This is a genomic window from Promicromonospora sp. NPDC052451, from assembly GCF_044547525.1.
In the GTDB taxonomy this organism is placed as follows: Bacteria; Actinomycetota; Actinomycetes; order Actinomycetales; family Cellulomonadaceae; genus Promicromonospora.
Genome location: NZ_JBIUAP010000010.1, coordinates 157,651 through 182,099, shown reverse-complemented (window position 1 = coordinate 182,099; position 24,449 = coordinate 157,651). Strand labels below are relative to the sequence as shown.

Sequence of the window (24,449 nt, the reverse complement as noted above, 5' to 3'; positions counted from 1 at the left end):
GAGTGTCAGCGGCTCGGCGTAGCGTCTGCGATGTCGCCACGGCCGGGGCGGCCCTGGTCCCGGTCGTGGCGACGGCACGCCGAGCTACCCCCGTGCGAAGGAGCGGAGAAAATGTCCCACCACACGCTGAGCGGGAACCCACGGGTCCGTCCGGGTGGCCGCCACGCCGTCCACCGCGTCCAGCAGGATCCGCACGTCGTCGATGCCCACGTCGTCCCTGAGCGGGCCGCTCCGCGCACGGTCCAGCAGCTCGCCGAGCCGCGCCTCGGTGGTCGCGACGTGCCGCGCCACCTCGTCCGGGTACGCCTCCGCGAAGGGGGCGGCGCAGCTCCGGCTCGCCACCCGGAGCGCGGCCAGCCGCCGCAGCCCGCCGGACAGACCGTGCCACGGGTCCGGATCGCCGAGCGCCGCGTCCAGAACCCGCTCGTACTCGGCGGCCGTCTCGGACGTGAGCGCCTTGATCAGGTCGTGCTTGGTCGGGAAGTGCCGGTAGAGCGTGGCCGTACCCACGCCCGACCGGCGCGCGACGACAGCCATCGGCACGTCGAGCCCGCTTGCCCGGAACGACGAGTGCGCCACGTCGACGATGCGACGGCGGTTGCGCTCGGCGTCGCGCCGCGGCCGGCCGCCGCGCCCACCGGCCGGTCCGCCGACCGGACCGCCGACCGCTCCGGCCGCCGGCGCCACGCCTGGCGCAGGGCCGATCCGATAGGAGCTCATGTCAATGCCTCTCGTTTCCGCTCCGCCACGGACTCGCGTCCCTGGACCCGACGTTGCCGCGGGAGCTGACGCCGCCCCGAGCCACCTGACCGGACCAACCCCGACGGTGCTCGATCCCATCCCGGCGGCGTCACGACCGACAGGAGGAAGAGACAGATGACTTCGATGCGCGCCGTCCGGTTCCACGAGTACGGCTCCCCCGACGTGCTCCGGCTCGACCGGGTGCCCGTGCCCGTCCCCGGCGCCGGCGAGGTGCTCGTCCGCGTCCACGCGGCCGGCCTCGGCGGCGGGGAGCTGCCCATCCGGGCCGGCACGATGGGTGACCTGCTCCCGACCACCCTCCCGCAGGGTATCGGCGGCGAGTTCACGGGTCGGGTGGCCGCCGTCGGCACCGATGTGTCCCGGACGCAGGTGGGGCAGGCGGTATGGGGCGTGATGCCGCACTTCACGTTCGGCAGCGCCGCCGACTACGTGGCCGTCCCCGAGGACCGGCTCGCGCCGGCGCCCGCCGGGACGAGCCTGATCGAGGCGGCCGCGCTCCCGTCGTCCGGCACCACGGTGCTCACCGCGCTGGTCGACCAGGCCGCGCTGCGGCCCGGCGAGCGACTGCTCGTCCGGGGCGCCAGCGGCGGGGCAGGGAGCGTGGCGGTGCAGCTGGGTGCAGCGCTCGGCGCACACGTCACCGCGCTCGCCGGGGCGTCCAGCCTCGCCTGGGTCGGCGGGCTGGGCGCCGACGCGACCCACGACTACCGCACCACGCGCCCCGCCGACCTGGGCCGGTTCGACGTCGTGCTGGACCTGGTGGGCACGGACCTCGAGACCTACGGCGCGCTGGTCGGCCCCGGTGGCCGGTTCCTGCCCCTCGCGCTCGGGCGCACCGATCCCGCGGCCTCGGCCGCCGCGGTGCTGGCCGCACAGGAGCGGAGCCCGGGCCACGTCCTGGCGTTCAGCAACGACCCGACCCGGGCACAGATCGAGGAGCTGACCCGGTACACCGAGTCGGGCGCCGTCCGGCCGTACGTCGACGAGACGTTCCCTCTCGAGCAGGCGGCAGCCGCCCAGTCGCGACTCGAACGCGGCGGCGTCAAGGGAAAGATCGTGCTGGTCACGGGGGCGACCGACGACCAGTGACCGGCCGGTGACCCGGCGCCGGCCGAGGACCGGCGCTCAGCCCTCGAGCGGCCAGGTCTCCACGACGTCGTAGCGCGGACCGCCCTGGGGGCCTTCTCCCGGGTGCGACTCGACGAGCGCGAAGGAGTCCGCCGTCCACCCCGGTCCCGCGTAGACCGACAGGGCCTGGGCGGCGGGCTCCAGCACCGACCGCGGCTCGCCGCCGGCCCGCTTGCCCCAGCGGTCCCGGCCTCGCGGCGGCCTGACCTGACCGGCACGCGCCCGCGCAACCGTGACGTGCGCGCGGTGCGGCTTGACGTCGTCGGGCACCTCGCGGGGTGAGGCGGCCAGGCAGTCGGTGGCCAGCTCCTTCAGCACGTCCGTCGCGCCGTCGACGCCGATCCACAGGACCCGTGCCCCGAAGGAGCCGGCGCCGCGGAGCCGGAGGTCGATGGGTGCGTGCTTGCGGGCCACGACGGCCAGGTCCTCGCGCAGCTCGGGCACCGTCCCCTCGGGCAGGTCCGCGTAGAACGCGAGCGTGATGTGCAGGTTCTCGCGGGGCACCCAGCGCGGGGAGGCCGGCACGCCGTCGAGCGCGAGCCCGAGGTGGTCAAGGACGCTCTGGGGCGGGACCACCGCCGTGAACAACCGCACACGACGATCCTAGGCGCCCGTCCTGATCCCCCGGTAGCGGATATCGCGCGGGCCTACCTCCTCCGGCGGCGGGACACCGCCCAGGCGACCGCGGCGGCCACGAGAACGAGGGCCACCTGACCCCCGAGCACGATCCGGTTCACGTCCACAGCCGGAACCCAGCGCACCCCCTGGTCGTCGACGACGAAGGCGCCCGCGGGCTCGGCGTGCCGGCCGAAGCCGAGGCCGCCACCGCCGCCCTCGGCCGCGACGACGCTGTCCCCGGTCGCACCGGCCTCGGTCTCGGCTCGATCCTCGGCCCCCTCGTCGCGGCGCTCCGGGTCGCCCCCGGGCTCGCTCCCGCCGCCTCCTCCGGCGCCACCGCCGGAGGACACCCGAGCGGCCGGGACGACGAGCACGCCGTCCCGCTCGACCGGCTCGCCGTACACCTGGCGTACGCCGAACGACTCGGCCACGGCCTCGCTGATGCGGCTCAGATCAGGGATGTACCTCATCCGACCACGGTAGGCGAGGGCCGCCCGGCGCGACACGGGCCGCGCAAACCTCACCCGGTGCGTGGGCGTCCGGGCGTCAGCGCTGGGCGCGGCTGCTCGCGTACAGGCAGACCGTCGCGGCGGTCGCCAGGTTGAGCGACTCGGCCCGGCCCCGGATGGGCACCCGGACGACGGCGTCCGCCAGCGCCCGGTCCGCCTCGGGCAGGCCCCAGGCCTCGTTGCCGAACACCCAGGCGGTGGGCCCGGCAAGGTCCGGCGCGGCGCCGCTCCCGGCGTCGTCGAGCAGCTCGTCGAGGTCGAGCGGCCCGACGCCGTCCGCGGCCAGGACGTGGCACCCCGCGGCGCGCAGCGCAGCGAGCGCGTCCTCCAGCGTGACGCCGGTGACGACGGGGAGGTGGAACAGTGACCCGGCCGTGGACCGGACCACCTTGGGGTTGTGCACGTCGACGCTCTCGCCGGCGAGGACCACGAGGTCCGCACCCGCGGCGTCGGCGGCGCGGATCACCGTGCCCGCGTTCCCCGGGTCACGGACCGCGGCCAGGACGGCCACGAGCAGCGGCCGTCCGGCGCGCGCGGGATCCCGCGCGGCCAGCGCCTCGTCCACGGTCAGGCCGGCCGGCCGCACGACGGCGAGGACGCCCTGGGCGTCGGGGCTCATCGCGTCCAGCACCTCGGCTGTGCCGATGTGCAGGAACAGGCCTGCCGCGCGCACGTCGGCCACGATCTCGGCGTACCGCGACGCGGCCGCCGGCGTCAGGTACACGTCACGGACCGAGCCGGGCACGTGACGCACCGCCTCGCGAACCCCCTGGGGGCCCTCGACGAGGAACTGCCCGTGCCGGGAGCGCGCCGAACGCCCGGACAGTGCTCGCACCTGCCTGACCCGGTCTGCTCGCGGGTTCGCGAGCGTCACGTCAGGCACCGGCACCGTCCGGGCGTCCGGGATGTTGCTCAACCTCAGGCAGCGGCCGGCGCGTTGACATCCGCCGGCAGCGCGTCCTTGGCGACCTGGACGAGGGCGTTGAACGCCGCCACGTCGTTGACCGCGAGCTCGGCGAGCATGCGACGGTCGACCTCGACACCAGCGGCCTTGAGGCCCTGGATGAGGCGGTTGTAGGTCAGACCCTGCGCGCGGGACGCAGCGTTGATGCGCTGGATCCACAGCTTGCGGAAGTCGCCCTTGCGCGCCTTCCGGTCCCGGTAGGCGTAGACGAGCGAGTGGGTGACCTGCTCCTTCGCCTTCCGGTAGAGGCGCGAACGCTGGCCGCGGTAACCGGCGGCGCGCTCAAGGGTTGTACGGCGCTTCTTCTGGGCATTGACTGCCCGCTTCACGCGTGCCACGTGAGACTCCTTGTACTTCGGGGCTGGAAGGGTTCCGGGCGGCGCCGGTCAGGCGCACGCCGAGGTCACTTACCGAGCAGCTTCTTGATCTTCTTGACGTCGGCCGGGGCGACGACCTGGTCCATGGCCAGACGACGCGTACGACGGCTGGACTTGTGCTCGAGGTAGTGGCGGGCGTTGGTCTGCTCGCGCATGACCTTGCCGCTACCCGTGACCCGGAACCGCTTCTTGGAGCCGGAGTGCGTCTTGTTCTTCGGCATGACTGCCGTCTCTCCTCATGTCGGTCGACCGCTGCTGGAGCGGCGACGTGTACCGAGGCCGGTAAGCCGGCCCGGTGTCGTTGTGGTCTGGGCGACCTCAGCCGGCCTTGCGCGGGGCGCGCGGCTTGGGGGCCGCGGGCTTCGGCACCGGCTTGGGGGTCGGAGCAGGCTTGGGCGCCGCCTTGGCCGCAGGCTTCGCGGCCGGCTTGGGCGCTGCCTTGGCGGCCGGCTTCGGTGCCACCGGAGCGGCCTCCTCGGCGACGGGCGCCTCGTCCGCGGCCGGCTCCTCGACGGGCTCCGGTGCGACGGGCGCAGCGGGCTCCTCGACAGGCTCCGGTGCGGCGACCGCGACCGGCTCCTCGACGGGGGCCTCGACCGTCTCGGTGACCTGGTCCTCGGCGAGCTCCTCGGCCTCGGGCGACTCCGCGGCACGGGCCTGGGCCTTGGCCTCGGACTTGGTCATGCGGCCCGCGTTGATCTCCGTAGCGCGCTTGCGCTGCTCGACCTTGGCGTCCGCCTTCTTCTTGACCGGCCCGAGGACCATGGTCATGTTGCGGCCGTCCTGCTTCGGCATCGACTCGACGAAGCCGAGCTCCGACACGTCCTCCGCGAGGCGCTCGAGCAGACGACGGCCCATCTCCGGGCGTGACTGCTCACGACCACGGAACATGATCATGACCTTGACCTTGTCCCCGGCCGAGAGGAAGCGCTCGACGTGGCCCTTCTTGGTGCCGTAGTCGTGCGGGTCGATCTTGAGGCGGAACCGGATCTCCTTGAGAACCGTGTTCGCCTGGTTGCGCCGCGCCTCTCGCGCCTTCATGTCGGACTCGTACTTGAACTTACCGAAGTCCATGAGCTTGGCGACGGGCGGGCGGGCGTCCGGCGCGACCTCGACGAGGTCGAGGTCAGCGTCCTGGGCGAGCTTCAGGGCGACCGCCGTGGCAACCACGCCGACCTGCTCCCCGCCAGGGCCGATGAGACGGACCTCGGGGACACGGATCCGGTCGTTGATGCGAGGCTCGGTGATGGTGATGCTCCTCAGAAGTCGTTGATTGACCACCAGGGACGGGAAATGGCCCCCGCCCTGAACACAGGTGGAGGCCATCACGAGGAAAGGATGCGTCGGCTTGTCGTCCAAGCCTCGACACCCGACCAAGGACCCGGCCTCTGTCGGCACCTTGCGGCGCTCTGTCGTGACTCGGGTGGGATGGGATCCACTTTGCGCACCCGGCTCGCACCGGGTCGGTCGTGGGTACACGGTACCAGCAGCACGAGACCGATCGCCAGACGGACCGGTGTGAGGTCGGCCGCTCCGGTTTTCACCGGGCGAAACCGGTGCCACCGCTCAACTGGAATCATTCCAGTTTAGGGTCTAGGGTCGTGGTCATGACGTCGACCACCCCCGCCGCAGCGACGCCCGAGGACCTCCTCCGCGGTGCCGGCCTGCGCGTCACCGCTGCCCGCGTGGCGGCGCTGCACGCGGTGGGCGACCGGCAGCACGCCACGGCCGACGACGTCCTCGGCTCCGTCCGCTCCGAGATCGGCACCGTGTCCGTCCAGGCGGTCTACGACGTGCTGCACGCACTGACCGACGCCGGTCTCCTGCGCCGGATCGAGCCTGCCGGGCACCCGGCGCGCTACGAGCGTCGCACCGGGGACAACCACCACCACGTCGTGTGCCGCTCGTGCGGCGCCATCGGCGACGTGGACTGCTCGGTCGGCCACGCCCCGTGCCTGGCCCCGAGCAACGACCACGGGTTCGTGGTCGAGACCGCCGAGGTCACCTACTGGGGCCTGTGCCCCGACTGCCGCTGAGACGTCATGACCCGCCGGACCCCGCAAGAACCCCCGCAAGCAGCACAGGAAGGCACGTCTGAATGACTACTCCCTACACCACCACGCAGACCGGCACCCCGGTCGCCAGCGACGCGCACTCGCTGACGGTCGGCGCCGACGGCGCCACGGTCCTGCACGACCGCTACCTGGTCGAGAAGCTCGCCCAGTTCAACCGCGAGCGCATCCCGGAGCGCATCGTGCACGCCAAGGGCGGCGGCGCCTTCGGTGAGTGGGAGATCACGGGTGACGTGTCGCAGTACACGCGCGCCGCCGCCTTCCAGCCCGGCGCAAAGGGCGAGGTGGCGCTGCGCTTCTCGTCCGTGGCCGGCGAGATGGGCTCCCCCGACACCTGGCGCGACGTGCGCGGTTTCGCCCTGCGCTTCTACACGACCGAGGGCAACCTCGACATCGTCGGCAACAACACGCCGGTGTTCTTCATCCGCGACGCGATCAAGTTCCCGGACTTCATCCACTCGCAGAAGCGCCTGCCGTGGTCGGGTCTGCGCGACGCCGACATGCAGTGGGACTTCTGGACCCTGTCGCCGGAGTCGGCGCACCAGGTCACCTACCTCATGGGCGACCGTGGCCTGCCGGCCTCGTGGCGCGAGCTGAACGGCTACGGCTCGCACACCTACCTGTGGACCAACGCCGCCGGCGAGAAGTTCTGGGTCAAGTACCACTTCATCTCCCGTCAGGGCGTGAAGTTCCTCAGCAACGAGGAGGCGGAGAAGATCGCCGGCGCGGACGCGGACTACTACCGCCGCGACCTGTACGAGGCCATCGAGCGCGGCGACAACCCGGTCTGGGACATCAAGGTCCAGGTCATGCCGTACGAGGACGCGAAGACGTACCGGTTCAACCCGTTCGACCTGACCAAGGTCTGGCCGCACGCCGACTACCCGCTGATCCACTTCGGCCACTTCACGCTGAACCGGAACCCGAAGAACCACTTCGCGGAGATCGAGCAGATCGCCCTGTCGCCGGCCAACCAGGTCCCGGGCACGGACATCTCGCCCGACAAGATGCTGATGGCCCGCGTGTTCTCCTACCCGGACGCGCAGCGCTACCGCGTGGGCACCAACTACCAGTCGGTGCCGGTGAACCAGCCGCACGCCGCCCCCGTGTACAACTACTCGCAGGACGGCTCGCAGCGCCACCACTTCAACGAGGTGGGCACGCCCAACTACGCGCCGAACTCGTTCGGCGGCCCCGTCGCCGACCCGGCCCGCGGGCACGACGGCGCCTGGGAGTCGGACGGCGAGCTGGTCCGCACCGCCGCCACGCTGCACAGCGAGGACGGCGACTTCGTCCAGCCGGGCATGCTCTACCGCGAGGTCTACGACGACGGCGCCAAGGCCCGTCTGCTGGAGACCCTGACCGGCCAGGGCCAGTCGATCACGGTCGACGAGATCCGCGAGCGCTTCTTCCAGTACTGGACGAACGTCGACGCCGAGCTGGGCGCCAAGCTGCGCGCCGCCGTCGCCGCCTGACGCAGTCGCGGTTGCACGACACCGAGGCCGGGCTCCCCGCGAGGGGAGGCCCGGCCTCGGCCGTTCTCCGGCAGCAGCGGCATTGAGCGGCATTGAGCGGCGTAGCAGGCCGGACGCGACCGGAACATGGCACGTCGCGGCCGTCTGCGGCCTGCTGAATGCGGCTCAGCTCGCGGTATGAGGGATTTCCACCGGGGTGACGGCCGGTGCTTGTCCGGGGAGTCCGACCCCGGATAGCGTCCCGGGGTGCTCCACAGCGCTTCGCCGCCGTCCGAGATGCCCACCGCACGCAGATCAAGGGAGCCCACGATGCACCGCTCGCTCGCCCGAATCGGCGCCGCCCTCGCGGCCGGCCTGCTGGCCCTGACCACCGCGGCCGGCCCCGCCGCCTCCGCACCGGCGCCCGGCCCCGCCGCCTCCGCTCCGGCGCCCGGCCCCGCACCGACACCCGCCGAGGAGCTGGAGCAGGCCCCGGCCGCCGCCTCCCACCGGGTGCTGGCGTTCTACCAGACGATCTACGAGACCGGGTCGGACGGCGTGCGCCGGTACGTCGACCCCACGCCGCTGCTCGGCTCGGTCACCGACGTGAACGTCGGCGCGATCCACCTCAACTCCGACGCGTCGCTCACGGTCAACGACATCCCCGCCGACCACGACGAGCTCGATGTCATGTGGGACGACCTGGCCACGATGCAGGACCAGGGCGTCACGGTCAGCGCGTTCCTCGGCGGGGCCGCGCCGGGCACCTACCGTTACCTGCGCGAGGACTTCGACCGGTTCTACCCCGTGCTGCGCGACTTCCTGCGCACGTACGGCCTGGACGGCGTCGACCTCGACATCGAGGAGACGTTCCCCCTGGCGGACACGGTGCACCTGATCGACGCGCTGCGCGCCGACTTCGGCCCGGACTTCATCGTGACCCTGACGCCCGTGGCGACCGACATGGCCGGACGGACGAGCTTCTCCGGTGGCTTCTCCTACGCCGAGCTGGAGCGCCAGGCGGGCGACCGGATCGACTGGTACAACACGCAGTTCTACTGCGGCTGGGGCGACCTGCGCACCACGACGGTCTACGACCAGATCCTCGCCAACGGCTTCACGCCGGACCGCGTGGTCGCCGGCACCGTCACCAACCCGGGCAACTGCAGCGGGTACGTGGACTGGCCCACCTTCGACGCGACGGTCGGCTCGCTCGTGGCGCAGCACGCGGACTTCGGCGGCGTCTTCGGCTGGGAGTACTTCAACTCCGTCGGGTACGACGGCGGCGCCCGGGAGACCTGGTTCTCGCACGCCGCGGACGTGGTGGCTGGTCGGTAGGACGTCAGCTGGTCGGCAAGAGGTCAGGTGGTCGGCAGCCCGGGCTGCCGACCACCTGACCTTTTGCCGACCTGCACGAGGGTGCCGCGGGCGGCGGCGCCCCGGGACGGCGCCTCGGGACGGCGGCTCGGGACGGCGCCCCCCGGGGGGAGGCGCCTTCGGGAATCGGCGGGCGGCAGCGCGGGTTCTCCGGGGAGGGTACTCGGCCGCTGCGCGCCGTCCGCTGGCACGTCCCGGTCCGCATGGTGAGAAGTCCGGGCCTCCTCCTGGTCAACTCCGGATCTGCCGCCTATACCTCGCCACGACCAACCGCCCACCGCGCGACCACCGAGCTCAACACGTTGCGAGGAGCCCACGCATGACCTCACCGACCTCTCCGATCTCCGCCCCGCCCGCAGCCACGGTCGTGGTCCTCTCCGGGAACCCCCGTCCCGGGTCGCGCACGCTGCACGCCGCCGAGGTGGCGGCCCACGGCATCGCCACCCACCTCGGTATCGACGACGTCACCACGATCGACCTGGCCACGTTCGCCACCGAGATCCTGGCCCCCGAGCACCCGACCGCCGACGCGGCCAAGGAGCGCCTCGCGGACGCCACCGTCGCCGTGATCGCCACCCCCGTCTACAAGGCGGCGTACACCGGCCTGCTCAAGGCTTTCCTCGACCTGTACGGCAACGACGGCCTGGCCGGCGTGGTGGCCGTGCCGCTCGTGGTCTCTGGCAGCCCCGCACACGCGCTGGCCGGCGAGGTGCACCTGCGGCCCGTGCTCGTCGAGCTGGGCGCCGTGGTACCGACCCGCTCACTGACCGTCACCGAGGCGCAGCTCGCCGACCTGGACGGCGTCGTCGGCGCGTGGCTGGCGGGCGCGGGCGAGCCGCTGCGCCGGGCGGCCGGGTTAGCCGTCGCCCCGGACGGTGCGCCCGTCCGGGTGGGCGCAGGAGTGGGCAGCACGCGGGAGGTCGTGCGATGACCGCCGAGAACATCGACCTGTCCGCCCTGGAGGAGCTCTTGGCCCAGCAGGACGAGCCCCAGCTCAGCCCCGAGGAGTTCAAGACCGTCTTCCGCAACCACCCCGCGGGCGTCGCCGTCGTGGCGCTGCTGCACGAGGGCCGGCCCGTCGGCTTCACCGCCACGTCGGTGATCTCGGTGTCGGCCGCTCCCCCGCTGCTCGCCTTCTCCCTCGCCTCCACCTCCTCGTCCTGGCCCGCGATCTCCGAGGCGAGCACCCTTGCGGTCAGCTTCCTCGCCGACCATCAGGACGACGTCTCGGCCCGCTTCGCCACCAGCGGCATCGACCGCTTCGCGGACGGCGGCTGGACCCCCCTGCCCACGGGCGAGCCCGTGATCGACGGTGCCGTGTCCTGGTTCCGCGCGCGCGTGGTGCAGCGCACCCCGATCGGCGACAGCTACCTGGTCTCGCTGCGCGCCCTCGCGTCGAGCCTGACCAACGGTGGCAGCGAGCCCGACGCCTCACCGCTGGTCTACAAGAACCGCGCCTACCACCGCATCGGCGACGACACCGCGATCTGAGGGATCGCGCGTCCGGACCCGTCGCGCGCCCGGTGATCGGGCCCGGAACCGGCTGGTTCCGGGCCCGGTCACCGGGTAGGCCCCGACGCCGGTCTCGGACCGGGTGCGCTCACGCCTCCAGCAGGTCCGGGCGCGGGTGCCGCACCCCCTGGACGGCGTCGCGCGGGATGACGGCGCCGATCACCGCCACCTCCTCGGCCGTCAGCACCAGCGACGCCGCCGCGACGTTCTGCTCCAGGTAGCGCAGCCGCTTGGTCCCCGGGATGGGCACCACGTCGTCGCCCTGCGCCAGCAGCCACGCGAGCGCGAGCTGCGCGGTGGTCACGCCGCGGTCGGCCGCCAGGGTCTCGAGGGCGCGCACCAGCGCCCGGTTGTGCTCGAACGCCTCGCCGGCGTACCGGGCGTGGCTGCGGCGCACGTCGTCGGCCGCGAGGGAGTCGGTCGAGTCCACGGTGCCGGTGAGGATGCCGCGGCCCAGCGGGGAGAACGGCACGAACCCGATGCCGAGCTCGCGCAGCGCGGGCAGCACGGCGTCCTCCGGGTCCCGGGTCCACAGCGAGTACTCGCTCTGCACCGCGGTGACCGGGTGCACGGCGTGCGCGCGCCGCACGGTCTCGGCGCCCGCCTCGGACAGCCCGATCGCACGCACCTTGCCCGCCGCGACCAGCTCACCCAGGGCGCCGACCGTCTCCTCGACCGGCACCTGCGGGTCCACCCGGTGCAGGTAGTAGAGGTCCAGGTGGTCGGTGCCCAGGCGGCCGAGCGACCGGTCGACGGCGCGGCGCACGTACTCCGGGCGGCCGTCGACGGGACGCCCGTCCGGGTGGCCGCCCGCGGGCGGCAGTCCGAGCTTGCTTGCCAGCACGATCCGGTCGCGCTGCGGGCCGAGCACCCGGCCGATCAGCTCCTCGTTGCGGCCGTGACCGTAGACGTCGGCGGTGTCGATCAGGGTCACGCCCAGGTCGAGGGCGCGCAGCAGCACCGCCTCGGCCTCGGCGGCGTCGGCGGGGCCGTAGGAGTCGGCGACGGACATGCCGCCGAACCCGACCGCGGAGACGGTCAGGGCGTGCGGGCCGGAACCCAGGGTGCGGGCGGGGACGGGCGCGATGGGGCTGCTGGCTGTGGTCATGCCCGCAGCGCACCACCGGCGCCCGCCGTCGGCAAGGTGCGGCGTCAGGCTCTCGGATGGCGAGACGGCGGGAAGGTCACCAGGACGGCAGCCCCAGCGCCGCCAGGGCCGAGCGCAGCCGCTCCCGCCCCCGCAGCGAACCGTGCCCGCGCAGCCGGGACAGCACGCGGCCGGCCCACCCGCCGTCGAGCCCTTGGGCGCGGTAGAACTCCGTCATGCGCCGCTCGTAGGCGGCCAGGGGGCGGAGCTGCCGCGTCGTGTCGTAGGTCTCGTGGTGCAGCACGACGGTCTGCGGCAGGCGCGGTGTGACCCGGCCGGCGAAGGCCGGATCGGGTCTGCCGACGAGCAGCCCCACGACGGGCGCGGTGCCCCGGGGCAGCCGCAGCTCGGCCGCGAGCGCCTCGGGCCGGTCCCGGACGCCGTCGAGGTAGACGGTGCCCAGGCCCAGCGACTCGGCGGCGACTGCGGCGTTCTGGGCCGCGAGCGCCGTGTCGACGAACGCGGTGACTGTGGTCTCCAGGTACCCGGTCGCGTGCACGGCCGTGTTGCGCCGTTCGGCGAGGGTGCGCACGCGGGCCACGTCGGCGACCCAGACGAGCAGGAGCGGGGCGTCGCGTACGTGCCCCTGCCTGCCCGCCAGGTCGGCCACGCGAGCCAGGCGGGCCGGGTCGGTGACGGCCACGACGCTCCAGAGCTGCAGGTCGCACGACGTGGGAGCGGACTGGGCGGCGGCCACCAGCGTGGGCAGCACCGAGGGTGGCAGCGGTCCGGGCAGGAACCGCCGGACCGAGCGGTGCCCGAGCTGGACGTCCAGCACGGACCGTGGCAGGTCGGCCGCGGCGGCGACGGCTGCGGCGACCTGGGGTGCGGCGGTGTCGGCCCGCCGGGCGGGTACGCCGTAGCGCGCGGCCACCTGGGCTCGGGCGGCTGCGAGCCGGCCGGCCCGCTCGGGCGACTGGGGGTCGTGCGCCTCGTCGCGCACGGCCTGGGTCGCGGGGTCGGGCTGGTGCGCCCGGGGTGCTCGGGTGATCCGGGCCGGCACGCGGGCCGGCGGTACGGGAGCTGTCTCGGTCGGGGTGGTGACCTGAAAGGCGTCGATGGCTGTCATGAGTGCTCCGTGGGGTGGACGGAAGGCCAGACACTCATGCCGCGGGCCCTTCGTCAATGCCCCAGTTCGGCGTCTCACATGCCGGTCGGGCGACGGGGACCGCTGTCGCGCCTGATGACGGGGCTGGCTCCGCCGACCGCCCACTATATGGACTCTTTGCCGGATTGGTTGACTCGTCGGATTTTTTCCCGTCTCATTCCCGCCGCACTGCACGGGGCGGTGTCACCGACGTTCCCGATCCGAGGAGGAAGACCGTGACCACGACGAGAAGGCCCGCCACGAGAAGGCGCGGACGCCGGGGGCCGGCCGCCACCGCGGCCGCCGTGCTGGTGTCCCTGGTGCTCGCGGGCTGCGGCGCCGGATCCGAGGCCTCGTCCGCGACCGTCCCGCAGGAGGACCGGTTCGGGGGCACGCTGAACATCGGCCTGGCCGCCGAGCCCAACGGGGTCGACGCCGCCGTCGTGAACCAGGTGTGGCGCACCGCGGCCCGCGCGCTGACGGACTCGCTGGTCTTCTTCAACCCGGAGACCAAGGAGATCGAGCCCTGGCTGGCCACGGAGTGGACCGTCGAGGACGCTCGTGTCTACACCTTCACGCTGCGCGACGACGTGACGTTCCACGACGGCACCGCGCTGACGTCCGAGGTGGTCAAGCAGAACTTCGAGAGCCTGGACCGTCCCGGCATCCACTCCAGCGCCAAGACGATCGTCGAGGGCATCAAGGAGATCCGGACGCCGTCCGAGCACGTGGTCGAGGTGGAGTTCACCGAGCCGAACGCGGCGTTCCTGGTGAGCCTGTCGCGGGCCCACGCCGGCATCGTCTCGGCGAAGACGGCCGCGCTCCCGGTCGAAGAGCGGCAGAAGTTCCTGGACGGTTCCGGCCCGTTCTACCTGGAGGAGTACACGCCCAACCAGCGCATCGTGCTGAAGAAGCGCGAGGACTACGACTGGGCACCCGAGTACTTCGAACGCACCGGCCCGGCCTACCTCGACGAGGTGGTCTACAAGATCATCCCCGAGGACTCGGTGCGCAACGGCGCCGTCATCGGCGGTGAGGAGCTGCAGTTCGTCTACTGGGTCAACGCCAAGTACGTGGACCAGCTCGAGGCCGCGGGCCTGACCATCACCGAGACCACCAACCCCGCGACGGGCACGGAGTGGCCGGTCAACACCTCGTCGGAGATCCTCAAGGACGTCCGCGTGCGCCAGGCCCTGCAGCACGGCATCGACCGCGCGGAGTTCACCCAGCTGGTCTCGGGTGGCTACGACGAGGCCGCGACCGGCCCGCTCAGCAAGGCCAACCCCTTCTACTCCGACCAGAGCGAGTTCCTCACGTACGACCCGGAGCTGTCGGCGCGGCTCCTGGACGAGGCCGGCTGGTCCGAGACGGGTGAGGACGGCATCCGCGTGAACGCCGACGGCGACCGCCTCTCCTTCCGCTTCCCGCGCGACGGCGCCGCCGAGCAGGTCGTGCAGGCGCAGTGGAAGGAGCTCGGCATCGAGCTGGTCCTCGACCCGCCGCTGGACGCCGAGGCGAACGAGAAGCTGCTGTCGGGCGAGTACGACATCGCCTACTGGTACCACTCCACGCCCGACCCGGACGTGCTGCGGGCCAACTACGGCGTCGCGACGGGCTCGAACCGCTCGTTCATCGCGGACGACGACGCCCGGGGTCAGGAGCTGGACGACCTGCTCCAGAAGCAGAACACCGTGATCGAGGCCGGCGAGCGGCAGAAGATCGTCGACCAGGCCGCCCGGCTGCTGGTCGAGGACGCCTACGTGCTGCCGATCGTGAACGACACGGACATCTGGGCGTTCCAGCCCTCGGTGCACGACATCACTCCGGTGGGCCTGGACCAGTACCTCTACAACGCCTGGCTCTCGGAGCAGTGAGGTGCGTTCCGGTCTGCTGAGATACGGCCTGCGACGCCTCGGCTACGCGGCGATCGTGGTGTGGGGCGCGTTCACCGGGGCGTTCTTCCTGCTCTACATCGTGCCGGGCGACGCGGCCGGCGGCCTCACGATGGGCGCGTCCGGCGGCGACGTCGAGCAGCTCCTGGCCGAGCAGCGCGAGCTGCTCGGCCTGGACCGCCCGGTCCTGGTGCAGTACGGGGACGCGCTGTCGGGCGCGGTCCTCGGGGACTTCGGCGACAGCCTCTACCAGCGGCGTTCGGCCGTCGAGGTGTTCTTCGAAGCGTTCCCCGCAACGCTGCAGCTTGCATTCGTCGGCCTGGCGCTGGCGGTCGTGCTCGGCGTCACGCTGTCGGTGGTCATCGAGCTCACGGACTGGCGGTGGCTGCGCGAGCTGCTCGTGTCGCTGCCGCCGGTCGCCGTCTCGCTGCCGCCGTTCCTGGTGGCGCTCGTGCTGGTGCAGGTGGTCGCGTTCCGGCTCGGCTGGATCGACGCCTTCGGGGACGACACCTTCCTGGGCCTGCTCGTGGCGTCCCTGTCGATCGCGGTGGCGGGCGGCGGGACCATCTCGCAGCTCCTGACGGCGAACCTGCGCGGCGCCCTGACCTCGCCGTACATCGAGACGGCACGCAGCTGGGGGCTGAGCAGGTCCGACGTCGTGGTGCGGCACGCGCTGCGCAACGCGGCGCTGCCGGTCATCACGGCGCTCGGCACGCTCATCGGCGTGATGGTGGGCGGCACCGTGCTCACGGAGACCGTCTTCTCGCGGCCCGGCATCGGCCGGCTCGTGGTCGACTCCGTCAACGGCCGCGACATGCCCGTCGTCCTGGTCGCGGTGACCGTGAGCGCGCTGATCTTCGTGACCGTCAACTTCGTCGTCGACCTCGTCCACCCCGTGGTCGACAAGCGCATCCGGCTGGAGGGCTGATGACCGTCACGCAGACAGGGACCGCGGTCGCGGCAGGACCGGCCGCGCCGGTCCCGCCGCGGCCCGGCGCGGGCCGACGGCGCAGGTGGCTCGGCGCGCTGCTGGACGTCGCCCGCACGCCGAGCCTGCTGGTGTCCTGGGTGTGGCTGGTGCTGATCGTCACGGCGGCGCTCGCCCCCGGCCTGTTCGCGCCCGGCGACCCGCTCGCGCAGAGCGGCGACGCCATGCTGCTCCCGCCCGGTCCCGAGCACCTGTTCGGCACCGACGACCTGGGCCGCGACCAGTTCACGCGCACCGTCCACGGCACCCGGCTCTCGCTGCAGGCCGCGGTCGTGGCGGTGCTGATCGGGCTGGTCAGCGGCTCACTGATCGGGCTGGTGGCCGGTGCGCTGCGCGGCTGGCTCGACAGCGTGCTGATGCGCGTCGTCGACGTCATGCTCGCCGTGCCGAGCCTCATCGTGTCGCTGGCGATCATCTCGGCGCTGGGCCACGGCACCATCAACATCGCCGTCGCCATCGGGATCAACAGCACCGCCACGTTCGCCCGCCTCATGCGGTCGGAGGTGCTCAAGGTCAGCGGCTCCCGGTACGTCGAGGCGTCGGTCTTCGCCGGCCACGGCTACGCCTACCGGCTGCTGAGGCACGTCGTGCCGAACGCCTCCCGGTCGGTGCTGGCCTACGCCACGATGGAGATCGGCAGCGCCATCCTCACCGTCGCCTCGCTGAGCTTCCTCGGCCTGGGCGCTCCGCCGCCCACCCCCGAGTGGGGCCTGCTCGTGGCCGAGGGCCGCACCTTCATCGCCGGGCAGTGGTGGCTCAGCCTCCTGCCCGGCCTGGTGATCGTCCTCTCCGTGCTGGCCGTCTACCGCATCGGCCGCTCCATCGACCGAGGGAGAACCCGTGTCGTCGCCTGAACCCCTGCTCGTCCTCGACGGCGTCGGCGCCGAGTTCACCCTGCCGGGCCGGGCCCCCGTCCGCGTGCTCGACGACGTCAGCCTCTCGCTGCGCCCCGGCCAGGTGCTGGCCCTGGTCGGCGAGTCCGGCTCCGGCAAGTCCACGCTGGGCCGCACGGTCACCGGCACCCTGCCCGAGAACGGCCGCGTGACGGCCGGCCGCGTGGTCTTCGCCGGCCGCGACCTGACCCGCCTGACGGAGCGCGAGCACCGCGCGCTGCGCGGCAAGGAGATCGGGTACATCCCGCAGGACGCCCTGCTCGGACTCAACCCGCTGCTGCCCGTCGGGGTCCAGGCGGGTGAGCCGCTGCGCGCCCACGGCCTGGCCAGCAAGGCCGAGCGCCGCGAGCGCGTGATCGACCTGTTCGGCAAGGTCGGGCTGCGCGACCCCGAGAAGGTCTACGGCGCCTACCCGCACGAGCTGTCCGGCGGCATGTGCCAGCGGGTGCTGATCGCCGCGGCGATGTCCACGGGACCCCGGCTGCTGGTCGCCGACGAGCCGACCACCGCGCTGGACGTCACCGTGCAGAAGACGATCCTGGACCTGCTGGGCACCCTGGTCGCGGAGAACGACCTCGCCGTCCTGCTCGTCACGCACGACCTCGGCGTCGCCGCGGAGCGGGCCGACGAGATCGCCGTGCTGAAGGACGGCGCCCTGGTGCGCTCGGGCCGCACGCGCGAGGTCGTGGCCGACCCCGGCGACCCCTACACCGAGAAGCTGCTGCGCTCGTCCTCGCTCGGTTTCTCCGGGGCCGACGCCGCCGCTGCGCGGCAGGAGCACACCGCCGCCCGGGTCGGCCCCGACGCCCCCGTGGTGGTCCGCGCCCGCGACGTCACCAGGACGTTCCCCGCCCACCGCGGGCGGACGGCGGTCACCGCCGTCGCCGGGGCGAGCTTCGAGGTGCGGCGGGGCACCACGCTGGGCATCGTCGGCGAGTCCGGCTCCGGCAAGACCACGCTGGTCCGGCTCCTGGCGGGCCTGACGCCGCCGACCTCCGGCACGGTGACGGTCGACGGCGAGCCCGTGGTCCACCACCGCCGGGGCGCCGGCCAGGCGAGGCTGTACCGCAAGGTCCAGATGGTCTACCAGGACCCGTTCGCCTCGCTGAACCCGCGCACCACCGTGCGCTCCATCCTGGAGGAGCCGCTCACCGGCCACCGGATCGGCGCGCCGGGCCGGCGCGGCGGCGCCGAGCGGGCCCGGCGGGTCGCCGAGCTGCTGGAGGTCACCGGGCTCCCGGCGTCGGTCGCCGACCGCTACACCGCGGAGCTCTCCGGCGGCCAGCGGCAGCGCGTGGCCATCGCCCGCGCGCTCGCGCCGCACCCCGAGGTGCTGGTGCTGGACGAGCCGGTCTCCGCGCTCGACGTCACCGTGCGCCGGCAGATCCTCGACCTGCTGCTCGACCTCCAGGACCGGCTCTCCCTGACGTACCTGTTCGTGTCCCACGACCTGGGCGTGGTCGCGGAGCTCTCCGACGAGGTCCTCGTGCTCCGGCACGGCGACGTCGTCGAGCACGGCCCCGCGGCCGACGTCATCTCCAGCCCCCGGACCGACTACGTGCGGCGGCTGCTGGCCTCCATCCCGGGGGCTGCCGCCGACGTCCGGACGACACCCGCATGACCGACGACCGCACCACGAACGACCGCACCACGAACGACCGCACCACGAACGACCGCACCGAACGAAAGGACCCCGACATGGGCGAGCCGGCACAGCGGCAGCTGCACCTCGGATACATGTACTGGCTGAACGGCACCCACTGGGGCGGCTGGCGCCTGCCGGAGTCGGCCACGCCCGACCCGTTCGGCCTCGCCTACCCCGCCCAGGTGCTCAAGCTGGTCGAGGATGCCAAGTTCGACTTCTTCTTCCTCGGGGACACCCTGCCCGGCGACGTCTACCGCGAGCACTACGGCACCACGCACAACGCGGGGCGGCTGGAGCCGTTCACGCTGGCCTCCCAGCTCGCCCTGCAGTCGTCGAAGATCGGCCTGGCCGTGACGGCCCACCCCACCTTCTACGAGCCGTACATCCTGGCCCGGCTGACCGCGTCGCTCGACCACCTCAGCGGCGGGCGGCTGGCCTGGAACGTGGTGCTCGGCGCGAACGACCTCGCGGCCAAGAACTTCAGCCTCCCGGACCTGGGCGGCGAGAGCCGCTACCGCCGCGCGGCCGAGTTCATCGACGTGATCCGCAAGCTCTGGGACAGCGTCGAGGACGGCGCCTACCTCCAGGACAAGGAGTCCGGGCAGTACCTCGACCCGAGCAAGATCCACCGCCTGGAGCACCAGGGCGAGTTCTTCTCCGTGGCCGGGACCCTGCCCATGCTGCGCCCGCCGCAGGGGCACGTGCCGCTGCTGTACGCGGGCGGCTCCGAGCTCTCCCGCGAGCTCACGGCGCAGTACTGCGACATCAACTTCACCGGCCCGCCCACCCTGGAGGCCTCGGCGGAGTTCAACGCCGACGTCCGCGCGCGGGCGCTGCGCCTGCGCGGCCGGGAGGAGCCCGTCTTCTTCCTGCCGGGCATCACGCCCGTCATCGGCGACACCCGCGAGGAGGCGATCGACCTCTTCGACCGGCTCAACGCGGGGCTGCCGGTCGACGACGACCCCGTCGCCGGCGACCAGCCCGAGGACTACTACACCAGCGAGGCGTTCCAGGCCGCGCAGCGCGGACGCGCGCCGCTGCCGAAGGGCGCGCGCAGCCTGCGGTCCATCGGCGAGCGCACCGGCGCCGACCTGCGGCCGCTGGGGCTCGACGGCGTGCTGACGCCCTCGCTGGCGGCTGAGCTGAACGACGTCGGCCAGAAGCTGCTGCGCACCATCGCGCAGCGCACCGGCCGCACCGTCGAGGCCGGCACCGTGCGCGGCCGCGACCTGCTGCACAACTCGATCGGGGGTGGTTTCCCGCTGGCCATCGGCACGGCCGACGACGTCGCGGGCACCCTGATCGAGTGGTTCGAGCAGGGCGCCGCCGACGGCTTCAACATCCAGTCGCCGGCCATGCTCGACCAGCTCGAGCGGTTCACCAGGCAGGTGGTGCCGATCCTCCAGGACAAGGGCGTGTTCCGCACCGAGTACGAGGCCGACACGTTCCGCGGGCACTTCGGACTGCCGGTGCCGCCCAACCAGTTCGCGGCGGCGTCGGCGCCGTCCGGCCTGTCGGCTCCGTCCGGCCCGTCGGGGTCGGCGTCGGCGTCCGGCCCGTCGGCGTCGGGGACGGAGGAGTGACCGTGCCCGCCACCACCGGCCTCCCCGCCGGGTACCGCACGCTCGGCCGCTCCGGCCTGGTCCTGTCCGAGCTCGGCGTGGGCGCCAGCACGTTTGGCCGCAGCGGCATGCGCGCCGTCGGGCAGGAGCAGGTCAACCGGATCGTGGACCGCGCCATCGACCTGGGCGTCACGTACTTCGACATCGCGGAGGGCTACGGCGACCGCACAGGCCTGTCCGAGGAGCTGTTCGGCACGGCGCTGGCCGGGCGGCGCGACCAGGTGGTGATCGGCACCAAGTTCGGCCGGTCGCTCGCGGCCGACCGCGGGCCCTCGTACGGTCGGACCGGGGCGCGCAAGTACGTGCTGGCCGCCGTCGAGGACAGCCTGCGCCGGCTCGGCACGGACTACATCGACCTGTACCAGATCCACTTCCCGGACCCGTTCACGCCGATCGAGGAGACCCTCTCCGCCCTCGACACGCTGGTGCGCGACGGCAAGGTGCGGTACGTGGGCGCGTCCAACTTCAAGGCCTGGCAGCTCGCCGACGCCGACCACGTCGCCACCGCGCACGGCTACAGCCGTTTCGTGTCGACCACCGACGAGTACAGCCTGCTGTGGCGCAAGCCCGAGGAGGAGCTGATCGGGGCGCTGGAGCACTTCGGCCTCGGGTTCCTGCCGTACTTCCCGCTCCAGAACGGGCTGCTGACCGGCAAGTACGCCCGCGACCGCGCACCCGAGGGCGCCAAGATCACCAACCTCAAGACGTACCTGCTGGGCGAGGCCCCGTGGGACGCGCTGGAGAAGTTCGAGCGGTTCGCCGCCGACCGGGGCGTCACGCCGAGCGCGCTCGCCCTGGGCTGGCTCCTGGCCCAGCCGACGGTGACCAGCGTGATCACGGGCATCACGGTGCCGGAGCAGCTCGACGAGAACCTCCTGGCCACCCGCTGGGCCCCCACGCCGGAGGAGGAGCAGGAGCTCCGCGCCCTGCTGCCGGGCACCCTCACGGGCGGCCCGGGCCGCGTCGGCTGACGCCACCTGGTGCCAAGTGCGCTTCTACCCAGTCATCAGGCCCACGACAGCGGGTCATCCCGGGCCTGATGACTGGGTAGAAGCGCACTTTTGTGCTGGGGCGTTCGCCCCGCCCTCCAGGGCCGCCCGCCACCCGGGGCTGCCCTCCACCATGCGCCGCCCGCCACCGGGGGGGGTGCCCGCCACGGGAGGGTGCCCGCCACGGGGGCCGCCCGCCACCAGGGATGGCCACGGGGCGAGCCCGCACCGGCGCCGTCCGGCGCGGGAGGTCAGAACGCGCGCAGGTTGGCGCGCAGGCCGCCGTCGGCCCACTCGGTGCGCAGGATCCCGCGCCGACGCAGGATCGGGACCAGCTCGTCGAGCGTGCGGTGCACGGTGACGGGGTGCAGGTCGCCCCACAGCAGCACGCCGTCGTTGCCCCACTCCCCCAGCTCCTCGATGAGGTCGGCGAGCTCGCCGGCGGTGCCCACCCAGCCGGAGCGGTCGGCGATGCGGCCCAGCCGGGCGAGCCCGCCGAGCAGCACGCGCAGCGGCGTGGTGGCCAGGTCGTGCCCGCCCACCAGCCGCTTGATGGACCCGTGCGAGACGTGGTCGCCGAACAGGCCCGTGGGCAGCGGCTTGTCGAGGTCGAGTGCCGTCAGGTCGGTCTCCAGGTCGCTGGACTGCTGCTCGGCGATGCGCAGCAGTGTCGCGTCGTCCGGGTCCGCCGACGCCGCCACCAGCCGGTCGGCCTCTTCCGAGCTGGACACGAGCACCGGCTTGATCGCGAACAGCACCTTGACGTGCTCCAGCGCGCGGCCTGCCGCCCGGGCGGAGGCGTGGATGCGGGCCCGGTAGTCGCGCACGCTCGACTCGGTGAGCGGCGCGAGCGCGAGCTGGACGTCGCTGTTCGCACCGGCGAACGCCAGCCCGCGGCCCGAGCCGCCGGGCGAGACGATCACGGGCTCGCCGTCGGCCCCGCCGTCGAACGGGAGCGCGTTGAGCGGGCCGTCGAAGGCGTAGTGCTCGCCGCGGTGCCGCACGGGTCGCAGCAGGCCGCCGTCGGCATACCGCCCGCCGGCCCGCGCCCCGTCCGGTCCGACGGTGCCCGGGTCGGCCAGCAGCGCGCCGTCGTCCCAGGAGCGCCACAGCGAACGGACGCCGTCGAGCCACTCCTCGGCGCGGTCGTACGCGGCGTCGTGGCCCAGCGGCGGGGCGGCGGAGAAGTGGCGAGCGCTGCCGGTGTCGGTCACGAGGTTGAGGCCGAACCGGCCGCCCGAGAGATGCTGGAGCGTCGCGAGCTGCCTCGCCCCGGTGTAGGGCAGCACGGCGGCGGGGTTGACCGTCGGCACGATGCCGAGGTGCTGGGTCGCGGCGAACAGGTACGGGGCCAGCAGCAGCGGGTCGTGCTTGGGGCCGCCGAACGCGTGTCGCACCCGCAGGTCGATGGTCTCGGGGCTGCCGAGCGACGGGGCGTCCTCGATGATCAGCAGGTCCACGCCCGCCTGCTCCAGGGCGCGGGCGGACTCGACGTAGAGGTCGGGCCGGGTCCAGTCGTAGTTCCAGTCCAGGTAGTCGTGGCCCCAGCCGTGCGGCCCGAAGCCGCGGGCCAGGAACCAGCCGAGGTGCTGCTGGCGGGTCATGGTGTCTCCTTGCGTGTGGTGCTCGCGCCGGCGGCGCCGGGGCCGGCGGCGCGACGTGCGGCCGCGAGACCCCGCTCGAGGTCGGCGATCAGGTCGGGCAGGTCCTCGATACCCACCGACAGGCGCAGCGTGCCCGGGTGGATGCCGGAGGCGGCCCGCTCGGCGGGGGTGCGCAGCACGTGGCTGGTGCTCTCGGGGTGCAGCACGAGCGAGCGGACGTCGCCGATGTGGGTCATGTGCGTGAACACCTCGACGGCCTCCACGAGGGCGCGCGCCGCGGGGGCGCCGCCGTGCAGCGTGAAGGTGAACACGGAGCCCTGGCCGTCCGGCAGGTACCGCTTGGCCAGCGCGTGCGACGGGCTGGAGTCGAGCCCCGAGTAGTCCACCGACGCCACCTCGGGCCGGAACGCCAGCCAGCGCGCCACCTCCAGGGCCGACGCGCTCTGCCGCGCCACCCGCAGCGACAGCGTCTCGATGCCCTGGCCCACGAGGAACGCGTTCAGCGGCGACGGCGTGGGCCCGAACCGGGGTGCCACGGTCTCGCGGAGGTAGGCCAGGCGGGCCAGCCCGCCGTGCCGGTCGGCCACGCCGGGTCCGCCCGTGCGCGACGGCGCGACCAGGTGCGGGTACAGCGCGCCCGCGGTGCGTGCGTCGAACGTCCCGGCGTCGACGACGACGCCGCCCAGCACCGAGCCGTGGCCCGCGAGGAACTTGCTGGCGGAGTGCACCACGACGTCGGCCCCGTGCTCGATGGGGCGCAGCAGGTACGGCGTCGCCAGCGTGTTGTCCACGACCAGCACCAGCCCGTGGGCGTGCGCGACGTCGGCCACGGCGGCGAGGTCCGGCAGGTCGTTGCGCGCGTTCGGGATCGACTCCAGGAACAGCACGCGCGTCTCGGGCCGGATGGCGCGCGCCCAGGCGGCGGGGTCGGCGGCGTCGTCCACGAAGTCGGCCTCGATGCCGAGGCGCGGCAGGTTCTCCAGGAGCAGCCCGCGCGTGCCCTCGTAGATGCTGGACGCGGCGAGCACCCGCTGCCCGGCCGCGACCAGGCCGAGCAGCGCGACCGTGACGGCCGCCTGCCCGCTGGCCAGGAACAGCGCGTCGGCGCCGCCCTCCAGCGCGGCGATCCGCTGCTCGACCGCGGCCGTGGTCGGGTTGCCGGTGCGCGTGTAGGCGAAGCCCTCGCCCGCGCCGAAGTGCCCGGCGGCCTGCTCCCACTCCTCGAACTCGAACCCGGCGGTCAGGTACACGGGTGTGGCGCGGGGCACCACGCGGGACGGCATTCCGCGACCGGACGGTGCCGTGCCGGACGGTGCCGTACCGGACGTGCCGGTGGCGTGCCCCGCGTCGTCCCGCCCGGTGCTGCGGGCGTGCACCTGCCGGGTGGCGAAGCCCGTCATGGTGCCGCGCTCGGTTCGGCGGCGTCGGTCGCGGGCAGGCCCGCCTTCTTCCAGGCGGGAAAGCCGCCGTCGACGTGCGAGACGTCGGTGTAGCCGCGCGCGGCCAGCGCCTCGGCGACCGGGCCGGATCCGTCCACCGAGCCGCACACGATCACGACGGGCGTGTCGAGGGTGATGGCCGGGTTGTCCGACGGACCGAACAGGGCGTCGAGGTTGTTCCGGTCCGCGAGCGTCGCCCCCGGGATCTCGCCCGCCGACGCCCGGCCGGCGGCCGAGCGGACGTCGATCAGCAGGGCGCCGCGGGCAACCTTGGCGCCCGCGGCGTCGGGGGCCTGGAGCTCGGGTGTGGCCTTCTCGATCGACGCGGACGTGGTCGGCTCGGACGTGGTCATGGTGGTCTCCTCAGGTC

Annotated in this window: 24 protein-coding genes; 12 read left to right on the top strand and 12 right to left on the bottom strand. The window is 73.3% G+C overall.

Annotated features, from left to right (window positions below; genetic code table 11):
- Positions 1-84: 84 nt before the first annotated feature.
- Positions 85-720 (bottom strand): TetR/AcrR family transcriptional regulator, encoded by a 636-nt coding sequence (locus ACIG47_RS18525; protein WP_397432487.1) that lies wholly within the window; start codon positions 718-720, stop codon positions 85-87.
- A 156-nt stretch (positions 721-876) separates the two neighbouring features.
- On the opposite strand from ACIG47_RS18525, the gene ACIG47_RS18520 reads away from it, so the two are divergent.
- A complete protein-coding gene (locus ACIG47_RS18520; RefSeq protein ID WP_397432486.1) occupies positions 877-1,851 on the top strand; it encodes an NADP-dependent oxidoreductase in 975 nt (324 codons plus the stop codon).
- A 36-nt stretch (positions 1,852-1,887) separates the two neighbouring features.
- On the opposite strand, the gene thpR is transcribed toward ACIG47_RS18520, so the two are convergent.
- From thpR to infC, 6 genes are all read right to left on the bottom strand, one after another.
- Complete coding sequence (gene thpR, locus ACIG47_RS18515) at positions 1,888-2,484, bottom strand: RNA 2',3'-cyclic phosphodiesterase (RefSeq protein WP_397432485.1); 597 nt, start codon at positions 2,482-2,484, stop codon at positions 1,888-1,890.
- Positions 2,485-2,537: 53 nt separating this feature from the next.
- On the bottom strand, positions 2,538-2,978 hold the full coding sequence (locus ACIG47_RS18510; protein ID WP_397432484.1) for a spore germination protein GerW family protein: 441 nt from the start codon (positions 2,976-2,978) through the stop codon (positions 2,538-2,540).
- Positions 2,979-3,054: 76 nt separating this feature from the next.
- Positions 3,055-3,900 (bottom strand): TrmH family RNA methyltransferase, encoded by an 846-nt coding sequence (locus ACIG47_RS18505; RefSeq protein ID WP_397432483.1) that lies wholly within the window; start codon positions 3,898-3,900, stop codon positions 3,055-3,057.
- A gap of 35 nt (positions 3,901-3,935) precedes the next feature.
- Complete coding sequence (rplT, locus tag ACIG47_RS18500) at positions 3,936-4,319, bottom strand: 50S ribosomal protein L20 (RefSeq protein WP_108490904.1); 384 nt, start codon at positions 4,317-4,319, stop codon at positions 3,936-3,938.
- Positions 4,320-4,384: 65 nt separating this feature from the next.
- Positions 4,385-4,579: a 50S ribosomal protein L35 gene (gene rpmI / locus ACIG47_RS18495; RefSeq protein WP_119137562.1), complete on the bottom strand. Its 195-nt coding sequence runs from the start codon at positions 4,577-4,579 to the stop codon at positions 4,385-4,387.
- A gap of 97 nt (positions 4,580-4,676) precedes the next feature.
- The gene (gene infC / locus ACIG47_RS18490) at positions 4,677-5,639 is read right to left on the bottom strand and encodes a translation initiation factor IF-3 (RefSeq protein WP_397432540.1); all 963 of its coding nucleotides are present in this window, start codon (positions 5,637-5,639) and stop codon (positions 4,677-4,679) included.
- A gap of 326 nt (positions 5,640-5,965) precedes the next feature.
- On the opposite strand from infC, the gene ACIG47_RS18485 reads away from it, so the two are divergent.
- The 5 genes from ACIG47_RS18485 (at position 5,966) to ACIG47_RS18465 (ending at position 10,752) form a co-directional block, all read left to right on the top strand.
- Positions 5,966-6,394, top strand: a complete 429-nt coding sequence (locus ACIG47_RS18485; protein WP_397432481.1) for a Fur family transcriptional regulator — start codon at positions 5,966-5,968, stop codon at positions 6,392-6,394.
- Between the two features lie 62 nt (positions 6,395-6,456).
- Positions 6,457-7,905 carry a catalase gene (locus ACIG47_RS18480; protein ID WP_397432480.1) on the top strand — a complete coding sequence of 483 codons (1,449 nt, stop codon included), beginning with the start codon at positions 6,457-6,459 and terminating at the stop codon, positions 7,903-7,905.
- Positions 7,906-8,214: 309 nt separating this feature from the next.
- Positions 8,215-9,222, top strand: coding sequence for a glycosyl hydrolase family 18 protein (locus ACIG47_RS18475; RefSeq protein WP_397432479.1), 1,008 nt, complete (start codon positions 8,215-8,217; stop codon positions 9,220-9,222).
- A gap of 358 nt (positions 9,223-9,580) precedes the next feature.
- Positions 9,581-10,192 (top strand): NADPH-dependent FMN reductase, encoded by a 612-nt coding sequence (locus tag ACIG47_RS18470; protein ID WP_397432477.1) that lies wholly within the window; start codon positions 9,581-9,583, stop codon positions 10,190-10,192.
- The gene (locus tag ACIG47_RS18465; protein ID WP_397432476.1) at positions 10,189-10,752 is read left to right on the top strand and encodes a flavin reductase family protein; all 564 of its coding nucleotides are present in this window, start codon (positions 10,189-10,191) and stop codon (positions 10,750-10,752) included. The genes ACIG47_RS18470 and ACIG47_RS18465 overlap by 4 nt, the downstream gene beginning before the upstream one ends.
- Positions 10,753-10,861: 109 nt before the next feature.
- Here ACIG47_RS18465 and ACIG47_RS18460 read toward each other — a convergent pair whose 3' ends face one another.
- Both ACIG47_RS18460 and ACIG47_RS18455 read right to left on the bottom strand, forming a co-directional pair.
- Complete coding sequence (locus ACIG47_RS18460) at positions 10,862-11,881, bottom strand: aldo/keto reductase (protein ID WP_397432474.1); 1,020 nt, start codon at positions 11,879-11,881, stop codon at positions 10,862-10,864.
- A gap of 76 nt (positions 11,882-11,957) precedes the next feature.
- Complete coding sequence (locus ACIG47_RS18455) at positions 11,958-12,989, bottom strand: nitroreductase family protein (protein ID WP_397432472.1); 1,032 nt, start codon at positions 12,987-12,989, stop codon at positions 11,958-11,960.
- A gap of 254 nt (positions 12,990-13,243) precedes the next feature.
- On the opposite strand from ACIG47_RS18455, the gene ACIG47_RS18450 reads away from it, so the two are divergent.
- Genes ACIG47_RS18450 through ACIG47_RS18425 form a run of 6 tightly spaced genes read left to right on the top strand, consistent with a single transcriptional unit; the run spans position 13,244 to position 21,018 of the window.
- Positions 13,244-14,881: an ABC transporter substrate-binding protein gene (locus ACIG47_RS18450; RefSeq protein WP_397432471.1), complete on the top strand. Its 1,638-nt coding sequence runs from the start codon at positions 13,244-13,246 to the stop codon at positions 14,879-14,881.
- A 1-nt stretch (position 14,882) separates the two neighbouring features.
- Positions 14,883-15,827, top strand: coding sequence for an ABC transporter permease (locus ACIG47_RS18445; protein WP_397432469.1), 945 nt, complete (start codon positions 14,883-14,885; stop codon positions 15,825-15,827).
- A complete protein-coding gene (locus ACIG47_RS18440) occupies positions 15,827-16,741 on the top strand; it encodes an ABC transporter permease (RefSeq protein WP_397432468.1) in 915 nt (304 codons plus the stop codon). Before ACIG47_RS18445 ends, ACIG47_RS18440 begins: the two co-directional genes overlap by 1 nt.
- Positions 16,728-18,401 (top strand): dipeptide ABC transporter ATP-binding protein, encoded by a 1,674-nt coding sequence (locus ACIG47_RS18435; protein ID WP_397432466.1) that lies wholly within the window; start codon positions 16,728-16,730, stop codon positions 18,399-18,401. The genes ACIG47_RS18440 and ACIG47_RS18435 overlap by 14 nt, the downstream gene beginning before the upstream one ends.
- Positions 18,398-20,008, top strand: a complete 1,611-nt coding sequence (locus tag ACIG47_RS18430; RefSeq protein WP_397432465.1) for an LLM class flavin-dependent oxidoreductase — start codon at positions 18,398-18,400, stop codon at positions 20,006-20,008. The genes ACIG47_RS18435 and ACIG47_RS18430 overlap by 4 nt, the downstream gene beginning before the upstream one ends.
- A gap of 2 nt (positions 20,009-20,010) precedes the next feature.
- Positions 20,011-21,018, top strand: coding sequence for an aldo/keto reductase (locus ACIG47_RS18425; protein ID WP_397432463.1), 1,008 nt, complete (start codon positions 20,011-20,013; stop codon positions 21,016-21,018).
- A 269-nt stretch (positions 21,019-21,287) separates the two neighbouring features.
- Here ACIG47_RS18425 and ACIG47_RS18420 read toward each other — a convergent pair whose 3' ends face one another.
- From ACIG47_RS18420 to ACIG47_RS18410, 3 genes are read right to left on the bottom strand one after another with little or no spacing between them, the layout of a single operon-like run.
- A complete protein-coding gene (locus ACIG47_RS18420) occupies positions 21,288-22,640 on the bottom strand; it encodes an LLM class flavin-dependent oxidoreductase (RefSeq protein ID WP_397432462.1) in 1,353 nt (450 codons plus the stop codon).
- Positions 22,637-24,040: an O-acetylhomoserine aminocarboxypropyltransferase/cysteine synthase family protein gene (locus ACIG47_RS18415; protein ID WP_397432460.1), complete on the bottom strand. Its 1,404-nt coding sequence runs from the start codon at positions 24,038-24,040 to the stop codon at positions 22,637-22,639. The genes ACIG47_RS18420 and ACIG47_RS18415 overlap by 4 nt, the downstream gene beginning before the upstream one ends.
- Positions 24,037-24,432 carry a rhodanese-like domain-containing protein gene (locus tag ACIG47_RS18410; protein WP_397432458.1) on the bottom strand — a complete coding sequence of 132 codons (396 nt, stop codon included), beginning with the start codon at positions 24,430-24,432 and terminating at the stop codon, positions 24,037-24,039. The genes ACIG47_RS18415 and ACIG47_RS18410 overlap by 4 nt, the downstream gene beginning before the upstream one ends.
- Positions 24,433-24,449: the final 17 nt, after the last annotated feature.